13 protein-coding genes are annotated in these 22,222 nt (G+C 61.7%); 8 read left to right on the top strand and 5 right to left on the bottom strand.

Annotated elements, in window-relative coordinates; all coding sequences use genetic code 11:
* Positions 1–58: 58 nt before the first annotated feature.
* Both cmk and VHX65_10150 read right to left on the bottom strand, forming a co-directional pair.
* Complete coding sequence (gene cmk / locus VHX65_10155; protein ID HEX3998902.1) at positions 59–709, bottom strand: (d)CMP kinase; 651 nt, start codon at positions 707–709, stop codon at positions 59–61.
* Between the two features lie 82 nt (positions 710–791).
* Entirely contained in the window at positions 792–4,067 is a 3,276-nt protein-coding gene (locus VHX65_10150) for a hypothetical protein (GenBank protein ID HEX3998901.1), read from the bottom strand.
* A 414-nt stretch (positions 4,068–4,481) separates the two neighbouring features.
* Between VHX65_10150 and VHX65_10145 the strand changes: the two genes are divergently transcribed.
* Positions 4,482–4,745 (top strand): hypothetical protein, encoded by a 264-nt coding sequence (locus tag VHX65_10145; protein ID HEX3998900.1) that lies wholly within the window; start codon positions 4,482–4,484, stop codon positions 4,743–4,745.
* A gap of 429 nt (positions 4,746–5,174) precedes the next feature.
* Here VHX65_10145 and VHX65_10140 read toward each other — a convergent pair whose 3' ends face one another.
* Positions 5,175–6,275 carry a GNAT family N-acetyltransferase gene (locus tag VHX65_10140; GenBank protein ID HEX3998899.1) on the bottom strand — a complete coding sequence of 367 codons (1,101 nt, stop codon included), beginning with the start codon at positions 6,273–6,275 and terminating at the stop codon, positions 5,175–5,177.
* A 492-nt stretch (positions 6,276–6,767) separates the two neighbouring features.
* Here VHX65_10140 and VHX65_10135 point away from each other — a divergent pair, with 492 nt between their 5' ends.
* The 5 genes from VHX65_10135 (at position 6,768) to VHX65_10115 (ending at position 16,174) form a co-directional block, all read left to right on the top strand.
* Positions 6,768–8,558, top strand: a complete 1,791-nt coding sequence (locus VHX65_10135) for a DUF1549 domain-containing protein (GenBank protein ID HEX3998898.1) — start codon at positions 6,768–6,770, stop codon at positions 8,556–8,558.
* A 195-nt stretch (positions 8,559–8,753) separates the two neighbouring features.
* Entirely contained in the window at positions 8,754–10,052 is a 1,299-nt protein-coding gene (locus VHX65_10130; GenBank protein ID HEX3998897.1) for a DUF1501 domain-containing protein, read from the top strand.
* Between the two features lie 660 nt (positions 10,053–10,712).
* Entirely contained in the window at positions 10,713–11,672 is a 960-nt protein-coding gene (locus VHX65_10125) for a ferritin family protein (protein ID HEX3998896.1), read from the top strand.
* Between the two features lie 139 nt (positions 11,673–11,811).
* The gene (locus VHX65_10120) at positions 11,812–14,856 is read left to right on the top strand and encodes a hypothetical protein (protein ID HEX3998895.1); all 3,045 of its coding nucleotides are present in this window, start codon (positions 11,812–11,814) and stop codon (positions 14,854–14,856) included.
* A 286-nt stretch (positions 14,857–15,142) separates the two neighbouring features.
* Positions 15,143–16,174 (top strand): DUF1559 domain-containing protein, encoded by a 1,032-nt coding sequence (locus tag VHX65_10115; GenBank protein ID HEX3998894.1) that lies wholly within the window; start codon positions 15,143–15,145, stop codon positions 16,172–16,174.
* A 37-nt stretch (positions 16,175–16,211) separates the two neighbouring features.
* On the opposite strand, the gene uvrA is transcribed toward VHX65_10115, so the two are convergent.
* A complete protein-coding gene (gene uvrA / locus VHX65_10110) occupies positions 16,212–19,145 on the bottom strand; it encodes an excinuclease ABC subunit UvrA (GenBank protein ID HEX3998893.1) in 2,934 nt (977 codons plus the stop codon).
* A gap of 186 nt (positions 19,146–19,331) precedes the next feature.
* A complete protein-coding gene (locus VHX65_10105) occupies positions 19,332–20,084 on the bottom strand; it encodes a DUF1080 domain-containing protein (protein ID HEX3998892.1) in 753 nt (250 codons plus the stop codon).
* A 654-nt stretch (positions 20,085–20,738) separates the two neighbouring features.
* Between VHX65_10105 and VHX65_10100 the strand changes: the two genes are divergently transcribed.
* Complete coding sequence (locus VHX65_10100) at positions 20,739–21,629, top strand: MotA/TolQ/ExbB proton channel family protein (GenBank protein HEX3998891.1); 891 nt, start codon at positions 20,739–20,741, stop codon at positions 21,627–21,629.
* A 62-nt stretch (positions 21,630–21,691) separates the two neighbouring features.
* Positions 21,692–22,177, top strand: a complete 486-nt coding sequence (locus VHX65_10095; protein ID HEX3998890.1) for a biopolymer transporter ExbD — start codon at positions 21,692–21,694, stop codon at positions 22,175–22,177.
* Positions 22,178–22,222 lie beyond the last annotated feature (45 nt).

The raw sequence follows: 22,222 nt of genomic DNA, 5'->3' as shown, positions 1-22,222 counted from the left end.
GGACGCGATGGTTGCCTTCCCTGGGCTTCGGGGCGGATTCGAAGGGGAACGGCGGGGATTATTTCATGCGGGCGCGGACTAGCGATTCCAACTTATCGACCACCTCCGACGGCGACAAACCGTCGGTCAAAACGGTAACGGCATCGCTCGCCGCGGCCAAGGGGCCCACCCGGCGGCTGGCGTCGCGCGAGTCGCGCTCGTTCTGCCGCGCCAAAATTTCGGCCAAGGGCATCGACTCGCCGCGGACCGCCAAATCGGCCTGTCGCCGCCGGGCACGCTCTTCGGCGCTGGCGGTGAGAAAGATTTTACATTCGGCGCGCGGAAATACGACGGTTCCCTGATCGCGCCCTTCGGCAACGATGTCGGCGTCGCCGACTGCCCGGCGCTGGAGATCGACAAGCACTTCGCGCACGCCCGGATTATTGGCGGCATAGTGCGTCACACCTGTCACGGCCGAGGTGCGAATTGCATCGCTCACGTCGATGCCGTCGAGAAGAACCTGCGTGCCACGAAGCTCGATCGTCAATTGCCGGGCAAGCTGCACCAATGCGGGTGCGTCGTCCCAGTTTAAATCGCGCTCGACGGCCGCCAAAGCGACGGCGCGGTACATGGCCCCCGTATCGAGAAAGCGGAATCCCAATCGCCGAGCCAAGGCCCGGGCCGCGGTGCTCTTGCCGGCGCCGGCCGGCCCATCGAGGGTGACAATCATGCGGACGATTCGACTCGCAGCAGAACTCGGAGGGTCAGACGCAATGAATCGAACGGACGCAAAGGATGCCAATCGAATCGTTTCAAAACTTGCCCGGCTTCGGCGCTCCCTTGGCGGGTTGCGCAGCCGGAGGCGCCGCTTGTGGCGGCAATTGCGGACGCACGATCACGGCCGCCGCCGGTTGCTCTGCCTTCGCGGGGGCCCAACCGGTGTCGGCGAGCAAATAGCCGGCCCAGAAGAACGGGTTTTGGCCGGTCGCCGATTCGCGTCCTGGCACACGCTTGACCCGCGGTTCGCGGTTCAAATCCAGCGGAGTCTCGATCAACATTTCCACGCTGCGCTGCCACGCGTCGGCCGCGCTGGAATACGGCAACTCTTGAATAAATTGCCGGACCAAATCGTAGCTCGTCTGACCACCGGTTCGCCAGCGGCTCAGCAACACGGTCCGAGTGCCGGTCGACATCAAGCCGCACAGGTTCAAGAACATATCGCCGCCCGAGCCGGCCCCCGTCCTGAGCGCGTTTTCGGCGGGCGTGCGGTAGCCGGGCAGAATCAACGTTGTCGGGCTTTTCCAGGGCAGCGAAAACCACTGCAAAAGCGTGCCGGAATTCCGCACACGATCCAACGGAATCGGATCCCATTCGTAATGCCCCTTATCGCTCGTGGTGCTATTGTTCACCTCGTCGAACACGACCATGCCGTCGAACAACGACGCATACAGCGGCGACGCGGCCGGCAGCGGCGATTTCAGCGCCTCGGCATGCGGCATGATCTTCTTCAACCGGTCGAACTCGCTTTGCACGACTTGCGGATCTTCGTGCGGCGTCATCCGGCCGAGCACGACGCCGATCTCGCCGTTCTCCAACCGATCGCGGCCATCGGGAATAGCCAGGCCCATCGTCGGCAAGTAGCGCACTCGCGTGCGCGTGATTAGCGGCACCGTGTCTTTGCGGTCTTTGTCATTCGGATGGGCGGGAACCTGCAGGGCCTCGAAGGGCAAATACCACAGCGGACCATCCGGCACCACGATCAGCTCGTCGATGCCGGCCGCAAAATTTTCCTTCGAGTTCGACCCGGCCATCAACGCATCGGTCAGGTCGCGAGCCGCTTGCGTCCAATTCTCGTCGGCCAATTGGCTTTCGAGGATTTCGTGGTTGGCGTCGTAGTTGCCGATCGCCTTCAGCAGCGTCGAAAGCTTTTTCTCCAGCACGACCGGAGACTCCAGCTTCCAAGTCGTGTAACGCTGTTTCGACATCAAAAACACATACGTATCGTGACTGGTCGTGAAGAAAATCAACAGCGCGCTGCGCGGCGGCAAGGCGGCTCGCACGTCGCGCGTGTCGCGCAACGGCGGAAACACGAGTTCGGCAGCTTCGCGCCGCAGCGCGATCTCGCGCAACAGCGTTTCTTGCAATTGGCTGATGCGGGCGATCTCGGCCAATTCGTCGGACTGGGTTCGCGTGGCTTTCGGCGAATCCGCCACCAGTGGCTGGCGAGCCAAATTGGCCCGAAGTTTCTTCACTTGCTTCGCATCATCGGCGTACTGCGGGAATTGCGTCAGAATGTTCTGCCGCTGCAACAGCACCTGCGGATCAAGCGCACTTTCCGGGGCCTCGAGCACCCAGCGCAAGGAGAGCAGCCGGCCGCCCAAGGGAAGCGTGCTGTAGAACCGATGCCTTCGAGCTCGATCCGCCACTTCCAGCGACATCTCGACGCCGGTTTGCAACGTCGTTTCGAACCAATGCTCGTAGACGCGATAGTGCGGCGTCGCCATGACGGTCAACGTCTCGAGCGGCCGAGCTGCCCAATCCATCGGAACCGGATCTCGCAGCAGCAAGCTATAAAGCCCGAGCGCGCGGTGGGGCCCCAAGCTGGGGCCGCCTTGCACGTATTCATCGGCCAGGCCGATTTGAAACAGCCAGAGCGAGCCGGATCGTTCGAGCGCCAGCGCGTTGCCAATTGCCGTATCGCCGGCCGACACGTTGCCCTGCTGATAGTCCAACAGGGCATTCAAGTAATCCCAACGCGCGCCGATCTGGTGCTGGCCCATATCATGGCGCAGGATAACGTCATGGGCCTCGACCAGTGCCTTCAAGGCTTGCGGACCATGGCCGCCTTGTAACGCATATTCTTCTGTCGCCGAGAGCCAGAGCGTTGCGAGCAGTTCACGGGCGTATGCATGGCTTCGTGCCCACTGGATCGCCGCCGACAAAGGCGGAAACATCCCATGTGCGCCCGATAGCAGATGTGCCTGTTGGCCAAAACGAAACGCTTCTTCCATCACGCCGAGGTCGTTGTACGCGAACGCCGAGTAGCTTGCTTCTTCGAGATATTTGCTGGCCGAGTCGTAGTCGCCCGCTTGAATCGCCAGTTCGCCGAGTTCTTCGAAGATCATCGGCGTGAGCGGCGTGTCGTATTCGCCGCCAACGGTGACCGCTTGCCGCAGCAGGGCGATGGCTTGTCCTGCCTGCCCGACATTCAAATTAGCCATCGCCAATTCGGCGGTGACCCAACCTTCCGACCAATGATTCTGTTGGCCGGGCCGACGGCTGAAGGCTTGGAACAATTCCTCGCTGAAGTGGTCGTTGGGACATACGGGCCCCATGATTTGCTGACGCCGCTTCAGCGCCAACACCGTGCAACGCACGATCTCCATCACGCCGACATTGAGCAATTGCGGTGGCGTGACCACCTGCGAAGAATTCGGTTGCAGATTGAGGAACAGTTGTCCCTGCTCGATCTGCATATAGGTCGGCGGGTTCCACACCTTTGCCGCGCGCTGCGTCCGGCCCCAAGGGGTCGCCGGGGCGACCGCGCTCGCTTGGATGATGGCCGGGAAATGGACCTGGGCCATCCAATTGGGAAACGCCAATTGCAGCCGCAACGCGGCATTGTAGTTCTCGAGCGCTTCGGCGTATTTTCCCTCGTGATAAAGGGATTCGCCGATCATCGTGTAGTAGCAGATCGAATCGATCCAGCGGCTCGTGGCCGTCATGCGGCCAAGCCCCAGGTCGGCCTTGTAGCCGGCGAGCGCATCGCGATAGTCGCCATTGTAGAGCACGGCGACATGATTGTAGTACATCTGCATCGGCAACCCACCGCCCCCGAGAGCCGGATTGCCGATTTGAACGGGAATCGCGATTCCCACCACCGTCTGGGTCGTCTGCACCTGCTGCGGATTCGGCGGAGCGCCGAAGGCATTCGTGGCGGAAGCGAGGGCGAGGCAAGCAATTCCCGCGGCAGCGACGATCGCGCCGCCAGCAGCAGTCGCTGCCGATACCAACGCCGCGCAAAACCACGGGCGGCCTCGAAATCCAAAATTGGATTCGCTGCCGACGGTTCGAGAATCGGTAATCATGAATCGATAGCCTCCCGGCCGCCGCTTGCATGCGGCAGACAAATTAGCACGCCTCTTCCCCTGCATCACTCATTCCGCCCCGCTGTGCATGTTCGCGATCTCGGCGACGCTAGCAATAGGGTCCCGCGCTCCGGGGCCCCGCACATTGCGATCGCATCGCTTCGCACAATCCAGCCGAGCAATTCCGCGAAATCCATCATACCCAAATTGCCTTTGCCGAGCGAATTTACCCAGCTACCGAGCCTCGAATATGCGGAGTTAAATTTATCCGAGTTCGACCAAAGTCGTTCCGCGGAGCCTGTCGATAACGAGGCTAACAATTGTAGCGGTTATGCCGGCTGGATGCACTTTTCGGCAGTCTCAGCTAGCCTGGTGGGCCGATGATCGCCCCGCGTCGCATTCCGGAGGAAGTCGATGAAATCGCGTTGCAAGCGTCCCGTGCTGTGGGGTCTCGTGGGCTGCATCGCTGCCCTCGGGGCGCTGACCGGTTGCCAGGTGGACACGAACAATCAAGTGTTGCCCAGCCCTTACTACTTGCAGGGCAACCTCCAGTATTTCTCGCCGGGACCGTGGTTCAAATTGCAAGGTGAAGCCGACAACATGAAGCTCTACAACGAGCAAGTCGCAGCCCAGCAAGGCCCTCCCGGTCCGCAGCCGCCGCCGTCTCAGCCGCAGTAACGCCTGCAATCCATTCGAGTCGGCCTTTGCCGCAATAATTCAACCCCGCAAATCATCGCGCGGCACTTGCGGCGCCGGCAAAAAGCGATTTTCCTTCTCACCGGCCCCCTTTTCGGCGAGTCGCTGCAATCGCTATTTCCAAGTTTTGTCGAACGCCGGGCCTGCCGTCCGCACGCTCGTCGCCGCGTAACGTGGCCGAAAGCACGGAACGAGGTTTGGCCGGCGTTGGGGGGGACGACACCTCACGCTGTCGTTCGATTCGTCGCTCCGATCCGATGTAAGCAACCATCGCGACCGAAGAAGCGTTAGATCGAGCGACAGCGGAGGAATTTTTTTCTGGGTGCGGGGTTAGGTTGAGCGATTAGAAATGCTTGGGCTGCATGCCCACGGCTTTGCTGGGCATGTGTCTCCAGAAATGCCGGCCACCGGTCAAACCTTGGCTCCCAGCAACCAACGCTTGGCCCGCAGCGCTTGCGCCTTCAATCCCGCGGCGGCGTAGTGGGGATAATGGTAGGCGGTCTGGACGCGGGTCGACCAGCGACGTTTGTATTTCAGCGGGTCGGGGCCGAGATCGATCAGTTCGTCCCCGCGGCAAAAACTATCTTCCACCAGCATTCGCATCAACACGCTGCCGGCTCCCGATCGGCCGATGGCCGGATCGAACCCGGCTCGCAAGCCATAAACGCTGCCGGCGTAATGATAGTTGTAGGCGAATGCGGCAGGCCGGCCCCCGATTCGCAGCAAATTCAAATCGACGCCCCCCGCCGACACCGCCGACGCATGCGCATCGCGCAAATAACCGCGCACCGACTCGTGGCTCAACGTCGTGCCGTCGCTCGATGAGCCTTGCCAACTCCGCCGGGCAATCGCTTCGCACGCGTCGTACAACTCCCATCGCGGATCGCCTTCGCCGGCGCTTGCCCCCGCCGGACGATAGCGGACAAACTGCAGCTCGCCAAGGTCGGCCAACTTTCGCCGCGAGCGCTCCACCTCGCGCCGCCAATCCGGATCACGCTCCGACCAATAATTCTTCCATCCGCCCGACGTTTCGATCTGCGCGGCTTGCAGCAGCGGTTGCTCGGACGCAGCCAAAGCGGCGGCGCGCAGGGCTTGCCGCGTGCGGCCTTTGTCGACGCCGTCGGCATCGACCCACCGCAAGTCGACCAGATCCCAGTCGCGCCGGGTAGCGGCAACATGCCGCAGTCCGGCCAAAAGCGTCGCCGTCGGCTGCGGTCCGATGGGACCATAAAACGTTCCCCAGCCGTCCATCGGATATGTCAGCACACGAACCGTGCCCAGCCGTGTCGCCTCAGGCAACACGACCAGCGGAAGAATCCCGAGTGGCCCATCGCTGCCCGAAACGAGCAACACCCGCAGCCGCAGCCGACCGCCGAAGTGCCGCAGATAGATTTCGAGCCAATCGAATGTTTGAAAGAATGTCGCCCCGCGAGTGTCGGCCAGCAGCCAGTTCCAATTGCCGCGATAGCCGCGCAGCCGCTCGAGGCAATTAATTTCGACGACGCGGGCCATAGGCGGTTGCGGAACGCTGAATCGGGCTGAAAAGGTGCTGGATTGGTATGATGCCGTGAAACCATACCGCGAAACCGAACTGCAAGCCGAATGCCGCCGTCGTCACGGTCGGTGCTGCCGGCCCGCTCTCGAAGCCCGCAGCGCAGGCAAGGAACAACCGCTGCTTCCGTTTGCGCATCGCGAACAACCCCCGTCGCCGCGCGACGGCTTGACCGGAAACGTGTGGCAAAACCGCACCGTGTGGCCAATTCGCCACGCTGCCTCCCGAATTGGCCGACCAATTCGAACGGCGATTGCCGCCCCCTCGAAAGTGTTCCCAGCGGCAAGCGAATTGTGATAGAATTTCAGCGAACGGGACCCCGAAGCATGTCGCCGCAAATCCAAGCAAAATCGGCCATTTGCGAAACCGATCGGCCGTTCCGCGGTTAGATGAAATAGGCGCCAGTTGCGATTTCGGGCGAAAACGGCTCAATCTTCGCGGAGAGGCACACGATGCGAGCAGTTCAATGGAATTCCTGGGCAACGTCGCTGCTGGCAATCGCGGCGGTTTTGCTCGCGTCAGGCCCCGGTTTCGCAAAGGCCGCCTCCTCTCCCGCCGACACGGCCGCACGCGTCGATAAACTGCTTCAGGACGACATCGCCAACTCGGCGAAATCCGTCGCCAGCAAACCGGCGACCACCGCAAAGGCATCGTCCAGCACAGCCACAACGAAACCAGTTGCCGCCGGATCGAAATCTTGGAAATCCGATTCCGTCGCCGGCTATTCCTATAAGTCTGCCAAGCCGGCAGCGGTCGCCAAGCCGGCCGACGACGAAACCTATCTCCGCCGCGTGTCGATGGACTTGATCGGCAAGCCGCCGACACCCGCCGAAATCACGGCCTTTGCCTTGGATCCCGCGCCCGACAAACGGGCCAAAGCCGTCGATCGATTGCTGGCCCGACCCGAGTTCGGTGAAAACTGGGGCCGCTACTGGCGCGACGTAATTCTGTATCGCCGGGCCGACGATCGGGCCGTGCTCGCTTCCGTCGCGATCAGCGACTACATGGCCGAGCAATTCAATCGCACCACGCCGTGGGACGAAGTCGCTCGTTCATTCATCACTGCCACCGGCGACGTACGCGAGAACGGCGCCACCGGGATCGTCATGGCCCAATTCGGTTCCACGCCGGACATCACGGCCGAGGTGTCGCGGATCTTCATGGCCATCCAGATCCAATGTGCCCAGTGCCACGATCATCCGTTCGATCGCTGGAAGCGAACGCAATTCCACGAGTTGGCTGCGTTCTTTCCGCGCATCGCTCTGCGGCCGGTGAAGCCGACCGACGCCCAGAAGCGTTCGTTCGACGTGATCGGCTTGGATCGCGAACGACCGAAGAAAGCGAAAAACGCCAACGTTCCCCGCGGCGAGCTCGAGCACTACATGCCCGACCTGAAAAACCCCGCCGCCAAGGGAACGCTGATGAAGCCGGTGTTTTTCGTGACCGGGCAGCAGCTTCCGCTGGGCACTCCCGATGCCCAGCGCCGGGCGACAATTGCCCGCTGGATCACTTCGCCCCAAGATGAATGGTTTGCCAAGGCGTTCGTGAATCGGATTTGGGCCGAAATGGTCGGCGAAGGATTTTATGAACCGGTTGACGACATCGGTCCCGATCGCGATTGCAGCGCCCCGGAAACGCTCGATTTTCTGGCCAAGCAATTCGTCGCCCATCGCTACGACGTGAAATGGCTCTATCGCACGATCGCCGCCAGTTCGGCCTATCAACTCGATAGCCGTTCGCGGCATCTGCCCGGCCAAACGCCGTTCCAAGCGAATTGCCCGCAATTGCTCCGCGCCGATGAAGTGTTCGATGCGTTGGTGTCGGCCTTGGGGATCGACAATGAACGGCTTCAGGGCAAAGCCGCCGGGGGAAAGAAAAATGCCTACGGGCAGCCGCGCACCGCGCGAACGCTGTTCGACTACGTGTTTGGCTACGATCCAAGCGTGCGGCGCGACGAAGTGTCGGGCTCGATTCCGCAGGCGCTGGTGCTGATGAATTCGCCGCAGCTGGCCCGGGCCGAAAACGCGAATTCTGCGACCGCGCTCGGCAAACTCCTGTCGTCGACAAAAGACGACGCGGCGGTGGTCGAGGAACTCTACCTCCGCTCTTTGGCTCGCGAGCCGAAATCCGATGAAGCGAAAACCTGCCTCGACTACGTCAAGAAAACCGGCGATCGCAAAGAAGCCTTCGAAGACATCCAGTGGGCGCTGGTGAACTCGACCGAATTCCTGCACCGCAAGTAGAACCGCGCAAAATGGAAATCGCGTCTGGCAACAGCCTCCCTCCCCAACGCTTCGGGTTTGTGTGTGGCGACACTAGCCCGAAGCGTTAGCGAGGACGAACCGCGAGATATTCCCTTACCGATTCGCACCTGTCTTCACTCCACATCCGCCGCGTAAGCCGTCCCGACCGAAACCTCACCCTTGCCGCGTGCCGCCATGCCTATCGACCTTCACCATTGCGTTCGCGTTGCCATGAATCGCTCGGGCGTTGTCGGGCGGCGCGATTTTCTCAAGGGCATCTCCGCCGCCGGGCTCGCCGCGGGCACGCTCAGTTGGACCGATCTGATCACCGCCAATGCCAGCGAGCTGCGCCGCCAAGGCAAAGCTTGCATCTTGCTCTGGATGTCGGGCGGACCAAGTCAGTTTGAAACGTTTAGCCCCAAGCCGGGCCATCCCAACGGCGGCGAAACCAAGGCCATCTCCACCGCCGTTTCGGGAATCGAAATCGCCGAGCACTATCCCAAGCTCGCCGCGAGCATGAAAGATATCGCCGTCATCCGCTCGCTGAATAGCAAGGAAGGAAGCCACCCCCGGGCAACCTTCCTCATGCACACCGGCTATATCCCCAGCGCCAGCGTGAAGTATCCGAGCATTGGCGCTCTGGTGGCCAGCGAAATCGGCGATCCGAAAAACGATCTTCCGTCCTTCGTGCGCATCGGCGGCCGGACCAAGGCTGGCGGCGACGGCGGCTTCTTGGGCGTGCAGTTCGACCCGTTCGATCTCAACAATCCGACCCAAAAGCCGACCAACACTTCGCTCACCACCGACGCCGACCGCTATCGCCGCCGGCTCGAACTGCTCGGCAGCCTCGAACACGATTTCGCCGCCACGGCCAGCCAGGAAGTTCGCGATCACCGGCAGCAATACAGCCGTGCCAGCCGTATGATCCTCAGCCCGTCGATGAAGGCTTTCGACCTGAGCCAAGAGCCCGACACGATGCGCGAGGCTTACGGCAAGACGCAATTCGGCGCCGGTTGCCTGTTGGCCCGGCGGCTGATCGAATCGGGCGTGACGTTCCTCGAAATCGATCTCGGCGGCTGGGACACGCACCAAGACAATTTCGATAGGACAACCGATCTGGCCGGCACGGTCGATCAGCCGTTCGCCCAGTTGATTGCGGATTTGAAGCAGCGCGGCATGCTGGATTCGACGCTCATCATGTGGATGGGCGAATTCGGCCGCACCCCGCAGATCAACCTCCGCGGCGGCCGCGACCACTATCCCAAGGCCTTCAACGCGGTATTGGCCGGCGGCGGCATCCGCGGCGGCCAAGTGATCGGCGAAACCGACAAAGCGGGCGTCGAAGTCGTCTCCCATCCCGTCGGCATCCACGACCTCTTCCAGACCGTCTGCAAGACGCTGAAAATCGACCCGGTAAAGGAAAACATGAGCCCCGTCGGCCGGCCCATCAAAATCGTCGACGGCGGCAAACCCATCAGCGAACTGGTGGGGTAGTGATCGATTCCGGCCATTAGCGATTTTGTCATCGGTCGCTCAACGAAAGCTATCGCCGCGGTCGCACATGGCCCCGGTGACCAACTGGACTAGACGGTACAAATCGTCTGTCCGCTGCTCGACCGTCGGGGAGGCGAGATTGGCCGAGATTTTCGACGGGGCCGTGCCGTCCCCAAAGATGATCAAAAGCCTAGCCGGAAAGCCGTCCCTGACGGTGGGCCGAAACCTCGTTACGCCGCTTTCCTTTGTCTTCTCCAGGCGGCCCCCATATCTCTTGGGCTGCGGCCTCCGGCATTTCATGTTCGTGGATTTCGACGTTGTAAGCGTGACCAAAACGAGGGCGATGGCACAGACAACAAATTTCGGAAAAAGATCGAAATCTGTCATTGCAGTGCCGGCCCACACTGCGAGCGCCAAGAGGAGGCCGACGGCACACCCTGAACGCTCAATCGCCGACTCGAGCCGATCCCACTTCGCCCTTTCAAATAGCTCACGTGTCGAAATTGCTTTCAAATCCGGTCCCATGGCGGCAAGCATAACTCGCCGACCGCGACACCCGCCAGCGAAACAAATGTCGCTCTTCCAATGGCCCGCCGCTCTCGGCAGAATGGGCGAGTGCTGTTTTGCGTTTAGCGGATTCTCGATCGAAGGGTGCCCCGCGTGCGAGCATTCAAGAGTCTTACGCCGCAGGAGCTGCTTGCGCTGGCGATTTCGCTGGAGGAAGAAGATGCGCGGATCTATGCCGATTTCGCCGATGCGGTGAAAGACAACTATCCCGCCACGGCGAAAGTGCTCACGCGCATGCGGGCTGAGGAAGATGGGCATCGGCATCGCTTGATCGAGCTCTATCGCGAAAAATACGGCGAGCATATCCCGCTCATCCGCCGCGGCGATGTGAAAGGGTTTGTCACGCGGCGGCCGATCTGGCTCGTGCGGCCGCTCGGGCTGCCGGCGATCCGGCGGCAAGTGCAGGTGATGGAGCTTGAGACCAAGCAGTTCTACGAACAAGCGATCCAGCGCTCGACCGACGCGGGAGTGCGGCAACTATTGGGCGATTTAGCCGAGGAAGAACGTGTTCACGCCCAATTGGCCGACGCACTGGAAAGCGCTCAGCGGGCGGCAGGAACCGAAAAGGAAGAGGCCGAGGCCCGGCAGAAATTGTTCCTGTTGCAAATCGTTCAGCCGGGCCTGGCCGGATTGATGGACGGCTCGGTGTCGACGCTAGCGCCGCTGTTTGCCGCGGCATTTGCAACCCAAAACAGAAACTTCGAGGCATTTCGCATCGGCTTGGCGGCGGCCGTGGGGGCCGGCATCAGCATGGGCTTTGCCGAAGCGCTTTCCGACGACGGCAGTCTCACCGGCCGCGGCAAGCCGCTGCTGCGCGGCTTGGCGTGCGGGCTGATGACGGCGATCGGCGGCCTGGGGCATACGCTGCCGTATTTGATTCCGCATTTCTGGGTGGCGACGGGCGTGGCGACGGCGGTCGTGTTCATCGAATTGGCGGCCATCTCTTGGATTCGCAACCACTACATGGACACGCCGCTCACCTCGGCATTGTTCCAAGTGATGCTCGGCGGCACGATCGTATTCATCGCCGGCATCCTCATCGGTGAGTCATGACCGGGAGGTTGCATGCATCCCCCGCGCCGCTCGACTCCGCTCCGGCGAGTGAGTATCGTGGGTTGAACGCGCGAAACCGCAAGCGCGTGCTCCGCTGTCCACTGCTTTTTCCTGTCCCCTCACCCTCACCCTTCCGCCGATGATCTTCGACGAAGTCAACGTGTTGCTTCCTTGCCAGTCGCTGGAGGAATTTCCTTCGCATCTGCAAGGGACCGACGCGGAAGGGCTGTTGGCCGGTTGGTCGGCGATCTGGCATCCGGCCCTGATCGCGGCGACGGGCCGAATGCCGGCATGGCGGCGGGCCGACGCGGTCATCGAAGTGACGGGCAAATTGATCGTCGTTCCGGCCGCGGCGGAGCGCGTAATGATGGAGGAGACCGCCGCCCGGGCACAAACCGACGGCGGCCGGCTGATCATCGGCCTCTATCGCCGGGCCGACATCGTCGCCGCATTGCTTGCGGTGCTCGATGAAGCGCGCAATGCGGGCGAAATGCCGGCGGCGCGGCCGAATATCGTGGTCCAACTCGTCGCCGATTTCCTCGCCCTGGGAACCTGCCATCTCTATGGCGAACTGTTGGCACGGCGAATGCGCTATGGCAGCACGGTCGACGAACCGCGATTGCAAACGCACACGATCGCGGCCGCGAATGCCGCGGTGGCCGGCGACGCGGAACGAGCCCGCAGTGAACTCACGCTCGCGTTCGGCGTCTTGCTCGAAGGCCGGGGAAAATATTATCCGGTCGATGCGTCGCTTGTGGATCTGACGCTTGTGGCCGGTACGACGATTGGCGCGTCACTGCGGAAGGAGTTGGCCCCGCTGAAGGGGACAGTCCTCTTTTGCTCCGCAGACTCCGCAAAAGGGGACAGTCCCCGGGATGCCGCAAAGGGGGACAGTCCACAGGACTCCGCAAAAGGGGACGGTCCCCGGGATGCCGCAACGGCGGGCAGTGCCCATTCGCCATCTGCGGCGCAGCCGATCAATCTGCTGATCTCGGCCGACGTGCTTTCACAGATGGCCGAGCGCGAACCGGCAAGCCTAACGGCGCTGCGCGAAGCTATCGAGCGCGAGACGGTGGCGTTGGTCGGCGGCGAGTTGGACGAAGCGGAATTGCCGCTGTTGGAGCCGGAATCGGTGCTGTGGAACCTCACGGCCGGATTGGCGGAATACACCCGGCTGTTGGGCCGGCGGCCGGTGGTGTACGGCCGGCGGCGCTACGGGCTGACGCCGATTCTGCCGCCGATTCTGTTTCAACTTGGATTCCGCGGCGCGGTTCATTTCACGCTCGACGACGGCCGATTCCCGCAAGCCGATGGCGGCAAATCGCGCTGGGAGGGATTGGACGTGATGGGCATCGACGCCCTTTCGCGCGTGCCGCTCGATGCCAGCCTGCCCGGCAGCATGCTCGGAATGGCCGAGAAATTGGGCCATGCGATGGACCACGATCATGTGGCCACGGTCGCGTTTGCCCATTGGCCGAGCCAAGGCAATATATTCTACGACGATCTTCGCCGCGCGGCGGCCTTCGCGCCGGTGCTCGGAAAATTCGTCACGCTCGAAAGCTATTTCGCCGACAATAGTTCATCGGGCTCGTATTCGAAATTCACACCCGATCAATATCGCACGCCCTATTTGCAGCAGGATGTCGAACGAGGCAAGCCCGACGCGCTCTCGCGCTGGGTCCGCCAGCAGCGCCGCTGCCTCGCCGCCGACGCCTGCCAAACGATCGCCACGCTCGTGAGTTTGTTGCGGCAATCCGACGTGACGAACAAGGAACTGCGAACCGAAGTCGAGCGCAGCATTTCTACCGGCGGTGGGGAGATTGACGGCCGGCTGGCCGATCAGTTATCGGCGGCGATCGGCCAGTTTGCCGCCGCGCTGCCGCGCGAGAAGAAAACGCCGCAGCGCGGCTATTTGATCGTCAATCCGGCCAGCTTCAAACGGCGTGTGCTGGTTGAATTGTCGGAGTTGAAAACGTTGCCCACCGATGAGCTGCCGGTGTTGGCCGCGGAAGAAATCGGCGGCAAGCGGCGAGCGATCGTCGAACTGCCGCCGGTGGGGTTCGCATGGGTTGCCGCGGCAGGCGATACGCCGATTCGCGAATGGTCGGGCGATCCGATCGCGTCCAGCTTGCTCTTGCGCAACGAACATTGCGAAGTGCGAATCCATGCGGAAACGGGCGGCATCCAATCGATTCACGATTACAAGGCTCGGGCCAATCGCCTTTCCCAACGGATCGCCTTTCAACGGCCGCCGTCGTCGGTCTCAACGGGCGCCACGACGGCATCCGGCGACGAATTCGCTTACTCGCGCATGGTGGCCGATTCGATCGAAACGACCGATGCCGGCCGATTGTTCGGCGAGATCACCAGCCGCGGCCGATTGCTCGATCCCGAGGGCAATCCGCTCGCGGAGTTTACCCAGCGGGTGCAAATGACGCTGGGAAGCCGAGTGATCGCGGTCGAAATCGAGTTGAATCCGCTCGTGCCCCCCGACGCCGATCCGTGGAAATCGTATTATGCGTGCCGCTTCGCTTGGGCCGAGCGCGCGGCGGAACTGGCGCGAGACGTGCATTTGGCCAATCAACCGAGCTCGGCCAAGCGGATCGAAGCGCCCCATTTTCTCGAGCTGCAAGCCGGGGCGAAGCGGATCGCGATGCTTACCGGCGGGCTGCCCTATCATTGTCGCTTCGGATCGCGAATGCTCGATAGCCTGTTGGTGGTGCATGGAGAAACGGCGCGAAAATTCCGCCTCGGGATTGGCATCGATCTGCCACATCCCTGGTCGGCGGCGCTCGAGTTTTCGGCCGCCGAAGCGATGGCCGTGGAGATGGCGGCGCCGCCGATGCCGGCGCGGCATAGCTGGTTATTCCACGTCGATGCTCGCAATGTCGCGGCAACGCACTGGGAACCGATCATTGCAGGCGAGCCCGCGGAAGCCGCCGGCGATAGCAGCGCTGGGGCCGAGATACAAGCCGCCGCAGGCTCGATCCTCGGTTTTCGCGTCCGGCTGATGGAATTGGAAGGACGTGGCGGCCGAGTGCATTTGCGGTCGTATCGGGCTCCGAAATCGGCCCGGCGGACTGATTTTCAAGGCAACGCAACAGGCGATCTAGCGGTCGAGAAAGACCGCGTTCTGCTCGATCCAGGGGCCTTCGAGTGGATGCAGGTCGAAGTGTATTGGTAGGGGCGAGGGACGAGGGACGAGGGACGAGGGAAGGACGGGGAACTGACCTGCCGTCGCGCCGACGGGAGTTTTATCGGCTGTCTGCCCCCCGCCTTCCCCTCCGCGTCCTCCGCATCTCCGCGTGGGCCATTCTTCTTTTCGCAAAAGATTGCTCCACGCGCCAATATTTGCGATAATGCGAAGCCAGGAAAGCTGCCGCACAGGGGTCGCGGCCTCGTCTTTTCCCGTCAGGAGAATTTCTATGGCCGGCAATGCGCAGGTTCAGCGTACACAACGATTGGGCAGAATGCGGCCAAACAGTTCGCCAAGCGGCCGGCCGCGGGAATCTCTGCGGCATGGATTCACGCTCGTGGAATTGCTGGTCGTGATCACGATCATCGGCGTGCTGATGGCACTATTGATTCCGGTCATCGGGCGGGTTCGCGAAATGGCCCACCGCGTTGCCTGCATGAACAATGAAAAGGAGATCGGCTTGGCGATGACGCTCTACGCCACGTCGAAAGGCAAGATGCCTCCCTACATGACGACGTTTGCCGACCCGCTCAGCAGCCCCGCCGGCACCAACTACACGCTCGGATGGGCCGAAAACCTGATGGGCCAGTTGGGAAGCCCAAGTTTTGCGCCGGGAACGCTCCCGGTTGCTACGCTCCGCGCTTCGTTGCCGGAAGTCGCGTTGCTGGTGTGCCCCAGCGATCCTACGAAGGTCGGACAGAAAGGAGTCGGCCCGCTCAGCTATGTGGTGAACGGCGGATGCCCCTATTCGAGTTCGGCAACTCCCGTCGATTGGAATCAGAACGGGGCGTGGAATTATTTCGCCGGCTCGACCACGACGAATACCAACCGCACGTTGGAATACATCGGAAAACACGACGGGGCCAGCACGACCATTTCGCTGAGCGAAAATCTCGACGCGGTCTCCTATTCGTTCGGCAGCGTAACCGCGGCCAGCGGCTCCGTGCAACAAACGGTTAGCAGCCAATGCCTGCTCTGGTATCCCGGGCAGACGAGCGGCGCTGCACCGATCAATTGGTATCCGGGAAGCGGCAGTTATCCCTCGGGAACGATCGACAGTGGCGGCGGCCAAGGCAACACGCAACTGGCACGGCCCTCGAGCAATCATCCGGGCGGCGCCGTGTTCGGCTTCTGCGACGGCAGCGTGAAATTCATCCAGCAGACGGTGACGTACAACGTGTATGCCACGTTGATGACCTCGTACGGCGCCCAAGCATCTCCGCCAGGAACCGCCTTCACGGCCGGAAATTCTTATTACGGCACGCAGGTAATTCCCCTCGACATGTCGCAGGTTCCAACGAATTGACGGCGGCGGACGGCAGCCGTAGAACGATCGAGAAATTTTAGGCGGGCTCGCTTCCGCCGGCTTGCAGTATCGGTCGTAAATACTGGCCCGTATGGTTTGCCGGCAGCGCGGCGATTTGCTCCGGCGTGCCGACGGCCACGACGCGGCCTCCGCCGTCGCCCCCTTCGGGCCCCATGTCGATCAGCCAATCGGCCGACTTGATTACATCGAGATTGTGCTCGATTACGACCACCGTGCTTCCCCGATCGACCAGCCGCTGCAGCACATCGAGCAACTGCTTGATATCGCCGAAGTGCAGCCCGGTGGTCGGCTCGTCCATCAGATAGAGCGTGCGGCCGGTGTCGACGCGGCCGAGTTCGGTGGCCAGCTTGATCCGCTGCGCTTCGCCGCCGGAGAGAGTGGTTGAAGATTGGCCGAGCGTCAGGTAGCCGAGGCCGACTTCGTGCATCCCGCTGAGTAGCCGATGGATCACGGGAAAATTGGCGAAGAAATCGCGGGCCTCGTCGATCCGCATATCGAGCACGTCGGCAATCGAGCGATCGCGATAGCGAACTTCGAGTGTTTGCCGGTTGAATCGCTTTCCCTCGCACACGGGGCAAACGACATACAGGTCGGCGAGAAAATTCATCTCGATCCGCCGCAGGCCTTGGCCTTGGCATTCTTCGCAGCGTCCACCTTTCGTGTTGAAGCTGAAGCGGCCGGAACGATAGCCGCGGCGCTTGGCCTCGCGGGTTTCGACGAACACGCGCCGCACTTCATCCCAAACGCCGGTATACGTGGCCGGATTGCTGCGCGGCGTGCGGCCGATCGGCGATTGATCGATCTCGACCAGCTTTTCGATATGGTTTACACCGCGCAGGCTGACGTGCGGGCCCGGCTTCGGCCCGCTGCCGGATAAGCGCCGGTGGATCGCGCGAGCCAGCGTTTCATTGAGCAGCGAACTTTTCCCCGACCCGCTTACGCCCGTGACACACACGAGCAATCCAACGGGAAACTGCACGCTCACGTTCTTGAGATTATTGGTCGTGGCTCCTTCCAGTGAAATCGTGCGTGTTTTGGCGAAGCGCCTGCGCTCGGCGGGCACCGCGATTTGCAGCCGGCCCGAGAGATATTGCCCGGTGGGCGACGCCGGGCAATCGCGAACCTCCTGCGGAGTGCCTTGCCCCACAATTCGTCCGCCGTGCAATCCGGCGCCCGGGCCGACATCGATTAGATGATCGGCCTGCAGCATCATGGCCTGATCGTGCTCGACGACCAACACCGAGTTGTCTTGCTCTTGCAATTGGCGCAGCGAATCGATCAGCCTTTGGTTGTCGCGCGGATGGAGGCCGATCGAGGGCTCGTCCAGAATGTAGCAAACGCCCACCAGGCCGGAGCCGATGGCGGTGGTGAGGCGAACGCGTTGCAGCTCGCCGCCGCTGAGCGTATCGGCGGGTCGATCGAGCGTGAGATAGTCGAGGCCCACACGGCCGAGAAACGCGAGCCGATTGCGAATTTCCGTGGCGAGCGGTTGGTAGATCGGCAGATCGTCGGAATGGACTTCGATCGCCGCGAAGAATTCGGCCGCTCGATGGGCGCTCATGGCCGTGATCTCGTGAATCGCCCGGCCGCCGAATTTCACGTTGCGGGCTTCGGGTCGCAATCGCGAGCCGCCGCAATCGGGGCAAATTACGCTGGCCCGAAATCCTTCCAGCCGCTCCCGCGCAGCAGGATGGGTTTCCGTGGCAAGTTCCTTTTCCAGAATCACCAACAGCCCCTGCCAACCGTTGCCGCTGCCCTTGTCGCTGCCGCTGCCCTTATCGCTGCCGCTGCCCTTATCGCTGCCGCGCAACAATTGCTCGATGGCCGCGGGCTTCCATTGCTCGAGCGGCTGGACCCAGCGCATCGAATCTTCGGGCAAGAACGGCACCAACAGCCGGCGATGCCCCCGCTCGGCCGCCGCACTGTCGTTCTTCCACGGCGCAATTGCTCGCTCGGCAAGCGACAGCCGCCGGTCGGGCAACACCAGATCGGGATCGAATTCCACGCGCCGGCCGAGCCCTTCGCACGTCGGGCACGCTCCATACGGACTGTTGAAGCTGAACGTGCGCGGTTCGAGTTCTTCATAGCTGATTTTGCAATTCGGACAGGCGTAGAGCGTGCTGTAGAGAGTTTCGTGCCATGTTCCCTCTTGGCTATCTTCGGCGGCCCGCTGGAAGTCGCTGACGACCAGCGTTCCCTCGCCGTGCATGATCGCGAGCCGAATCGATTCGGCCAGCCGATCGCCGATTCCTTCTCGAACGACGATCCGATCGATCACTGCTTCGATGCGATGGTTCTTCCGCGCATTCATCTCTGGCGGATTGTTGACATCGACAATCTCGCCATCGACGCGAGCACGAAGAAAGCCGGCTTTCTGAATCGCGGCAAACACGTCTTGATGTTGCCCTTTCCGGCCGCGCACGAGCGGTGCGAGGATCATCACCTTCGTGCCCGAAGGCAATGCAGCAACTTCTTCCAGAATCTCTTCCGGGGATTGCTGTTGGATCGGCGCGCCGCACTGGTAGCATTGCGGCGTGCCCAGCCGGGCCATCAGCAGCCGCAAATGGTCGTAGATTTCCGTGACCGTGGCGACGGTGCTCCGCGGGTTTTGGCTGCCGGCCCGCTGATCGATCGACACGGTCGGCTGTAGGCCTTCGATCAGATCGACGTCGGGCCGCTCGAGTTGATGCAGAAACTGCCGGGCATAGACCGACAGGCTCTCGATGTATTGCCGCTGGCCCTCGGCATAGAGCGTGTCGAACGCCAGCGAACTTTTTCCCGAGCCGCTCGGCCCGGTGATCACGACCAGACGATTGCGCGGGATATCGAGATCGATGTTTTGCAGATTATGAACCCGCGCCCCGCGAATGCGAATTACCGGCGGCGCTTCGGTCGCGCCACCGGCAGGATTGCGAGCATCGGTCTGAGAACTGAGGGCGCCAGTCGCCATGCGAAAGGGTGGAAGGTCTACGGTGAAGAATTTGATCTATCCGCAAACTTTTCAGGGTAGCAGACCTGCCGCAAGCACACAACAAACACGCCGACGCGCGAAACCGCAAGCGTGCTCTATCGCCGGTTCGGCATGGCGGCCGCGCCGGCGGCTTCGCGCGTCGATCGCTTCAACGGTCCGGCTGTTTCAGCCCTTCTTCGGCACCAACGGATGCACTTCGCGGACCCAGATGTTGCGGAAGCGGACCGGGTTGCCATGGTATTGAAGGCGAATCGGCTCCTTCGGCGGGTGGGCCGAATAGGCAGGCACCTGGTCCCACGATGTCGAGCCGATGATCTCGGAATGGTTTTGCACGAGAATGCCGTTTTGCAAAACGGTTTCATAACCCGGCTTGAGCAGCTTGCCTTTTTCGTCGAACCGCGGCGATTCGAACACGATGTCGTAGGTTTGCCATTCGCCCGGTTTGCGGCAGGCATTCACGAGCGGCGGCCATTGCTTGTAGATCGATGCGCACTGGCCGTCGTAATAGGTTGGGTTGTTGTACGAATCGAGCACTTGCAGCTCGTAGCGATCGGCGAGAAAGACGCCACTATTCCCGCGTCCTTGGCTCGAGCCGACCACCTTTTCCGGCTCGGCCCATTCGACGTGCAACTGATAGTCGGGGCCGAACGACTTTTTGGTGTGCATATCGCCGCCGCCCGCGGTGACGGCGCCGTCTTTCACGGTCCAATGGCCACCGTCCCATTGCGACAGGTCTTTGCCGTCGAAGAGCACGATTGCATCGGAAGGGGGGCTGCCGTGTTCGCCGGGAGTGACGACTTTCGGCTCTGGCCAGATTTTTCCGCTTTCGTATTCGCGCGCGAAGATGGCGGCGGCGGCGATCCCAACGGCGCAAACAACAACGGAAGTGACGATTCGACCGAACGAACGGCGGGGCATGACTGGTCTCCGCAAGGTGGGTGAGATGTGCGATGGCGGGAGCGTCTCTTGTAGCATGCCGACCGGCAGCTTTCAACTTTTCACGGCGAATCGTGGTGCATAATTGCGGTCAGTGCGAGCAAGCCGCCGAGCGCGTGCCTTTGTGACCGGCTAGGAAGGGACCGCGATGGGTTGCCTACGACGCTTGCGGTCGCATAGGCCGAGCTTGATTTGGGTCGGCGGAAGCCTCCCCGGGGAATAATTCGGCGGCGAGAATGGGAAGTAATGTTAGCCGCGACGGCAGGCCGAGCCATCCGCTGGCGGCGCGTTGTTCGCACGACTCGAAGAACCGCTCTTTTGGCCGGGGATCGAAAGCGCAAATTCGTTCGAACCCTTGACAACCATCGCGGTCCGGAACAGGATGCAGTTACCCAAAAAACCGACTGTGCTGCTGCGCGGACCGCTCGGTCCCGAGATGCCGCGGTCGCTGCTTTCGAGCGGCTATATTCCGGTAGCCGTCTCTGATTCGCGGGGAACGGGCGGATCGAGCCGTCCGTGCGGAAATTCCGGCGCAGGGGATAGCCGGTGCTCTGGAGATAGATTGCGGCGGCTCAAAAAAGCCGTCAAGCCGAATCGCTTATTCACGGGATCAGAAGAAACGAGGGACCACGAGACATGTTGACTCTAGATCGAACCGGCCGCGCGAAGAAGGCACTTATTTGGATGCTTCTGGCCGCGTGGGGCGTGCTGATGATGCAAACGGCCCCGCGGCGCACCTTCGCGCAAGACGCCGACAAGGCCGCCACCGAGAAAGCGCCGGACAAGGCGGCCGATACCGCCGCGCCGGCGGAACCCGCCGCGCCGGCCAGAGAGCCGCCGAGATCCGTCTTTCTGTGGGTCATTGAGGTGTCCGGCTTGATCGGGCTGGTGATTCTCTGCCTGTCGATCTATTTCGTCGCCACCATCAGTCGGTTGTTCATCGAGATGCGGCCGGTCGTGGCCATGCCGCCGGAGATCATCGCTCGTTGCGAGGCGCTTTTGGAGCAGCGCGATTTCAAGAGCATTTTCGGCGTCGTGAAGGACGACAATTCGTTTTTCAGCACTGCTCTGTCGACCGGCATCGCCGAGCTCCCCAACGGCCTGGCCGAAGCGCGCGAAGCGATGGAAAAGATTGGCGAGTCGGTCACCGCTGAAATGGAAAAGAAGATCAGCATGCTGGCCGTGCTCGGCACTTTGGGGCCGATGATCGGGCTATTGGGAACGCTCAAAGGGATGATTACCGCCTTCAGCATCATCGCGATGTCTGGCCAAGGGATCGAGCCGGGTAAAGTGGCGAATGCCATTTCCGAGGCGCTGGTGCTCACGTTCGAAGGCGTTATTTTGTCGGTGCCGGCAATTTACTTCTACGCGTTGTTCCGCAATCGCGTGTCGACGATTTCGGTCACCACGATGGTGCGAGCGGACCAGTTTCTGCGGCACTTTGCCCACGCGGCCCGCAGCAAGGCTCCGGCGGGCGGCGCTCCAAAGCCGGCCCCGCAATCCGCGGCCGTCGCACCGCGAGCGTAGGCGAATCGTCGATTCGGAATCGCGGCAAACGTCGCCGTTCCAAAAAAGTGAGTGGTTGAAGAATGTCCGCTTCCGTTTCCAAAAGCGCAAGAGCCCAACCGAATCTGACGCCGATTCTCGACATGGTGTTTCAGTTGATCACGTTCTTCATACTGGTGACCAATTTCAAGACCAACGAGATCGATCGGCATATGGAGCTGCCCGCGGTCGGGACGGCCCGGCCGGTGAAGGCCGATGGCTTGCTGCTGCTGATGGTGAACATCAACGACCGCGGACAATTTACCGTGTTCAACAAGCCGCAGACCGACGAGCAAATGGCCGGTTACATCGAGTCGCATGCCGAAGCCGACCGCATGGCCGCGCGGCGGATGGACCGAAACTTCACCGGCGGGAAGGATCTGCCGACGACCGTGGTCATCCGCGCCGACCGCAACACGCCGTTTCAGAAGCTGCACGACGCTTTGCTGCTATGTCATGCAAATCACTATCGCAATTTCGTGTTCCGCACCGCGATTGGCGGTCGAGCCGCGGGCGCGGCCGCCGATTGATGCAATTTCGAAAAGCCGTCCGTGGCGAATCGCAATCATATTTCC

The organism is Pirellulales bacterium, assembly GCA_036267355.1.
Lineage (GTDB): Bacteria > Planctomycetota > Planctomycetia > Pirellulales > DATAWG01 > DATAWG01.
This window is presented reverse-complemented; position numbering and strand designations above follow the sequence as displayed.

What these genes read in the sequence shown, in the direction of transcription:
- VHX65_10140 (HEX3998899.1), bottom strand. Translation starts at nt 6,275, where the DNA reads ATGGCCCGCGTCGTCGAAATTAATTGCCTCGAGCGGCTGCGCGGCTAT.
- cmk (HEX3998902.1), bottom strand. Translation starts at nt 709, where the DNA reads ATGATTGTCACCCTCGATGGGCCGGCCGGCGCCGGCAAGAGCACCGCG.
- VHX65_10115 (HEX3998894.1), top strand. Translation starts at nt 15,143, where the DNA reads ATGCGGCCAAACAGTTCGCCAAGCGGCCGGCCGCGGGAATCTCTGCGG.
- VHX65_10150 (HEX3998901.1), bottom strand. Translation starts at nt 4,067, where the DNA reads ATGATTACCGATTCTCGAACCGTCGGCAGCGAATCCAATTTTGGATTT.
- VHX65_10135 (HEX3998898.1), top strand. Translation starts at nt 6,768, where the DNA reads ATGCGAGCAGTTCAATGGAATTCCTGGGCAACGTCGCTGCTGGCAATC.
- VHX65_10130 (HEX3998897.1), top strand. Translation starts at nt 8,754, where the DNA reads ATGCCTATCGACCTTCACCATTGCGTTCGCGTTGCCATGAATCGCTCG.
- VHX65_10105 (HEX3998892.1), bottom strand. Translation starts at nt 20,084, where the DNA reads ATGCCCCGCCGTTCGTTCGGTCGAATCGTCACTTCCGTTGTTGTTTGC.
- VHX65_10095 (HEX3998890.1), top strand. Translation starts at nt 21,692, where the DNA reads ATGTCCGCTTCCGTTTCCAAAAGCGCAAGAGCCCAACCGAATCTGACG.
- VHX65_10100 (HEX3998891.1), top strand. Translation starts at nt 20,739, where the DNA reads ATGTTGACTCTAGATCGAACCGGCCGCGCGAAGAAGGCACTTATTTGG.
- VHX65_10120 (HEX3998895.1), top strand. Translation starts at nt 11,812, where the DNA reads ATGATCTTCGACGAAGTCAACGTGTTGCTTCCTTGCCAGTCGCTGGAG.
- uvrA (HEX3998893.1), bottom strand. Translation starts at nt 19,145, where the DNA reads ATGGCGACTGGCGCCCTCAGTTCTCAGACCGATGCTCGCAATCCTGCC.
- VHX65_10145 (HEX3998900.1), top strand. Translation starts at nt 4,482, where the DNA reads ATGAAATCGCGTTGCAAGCGTCCCGTGCTGTGGGGTCTCGTGGGCTGC.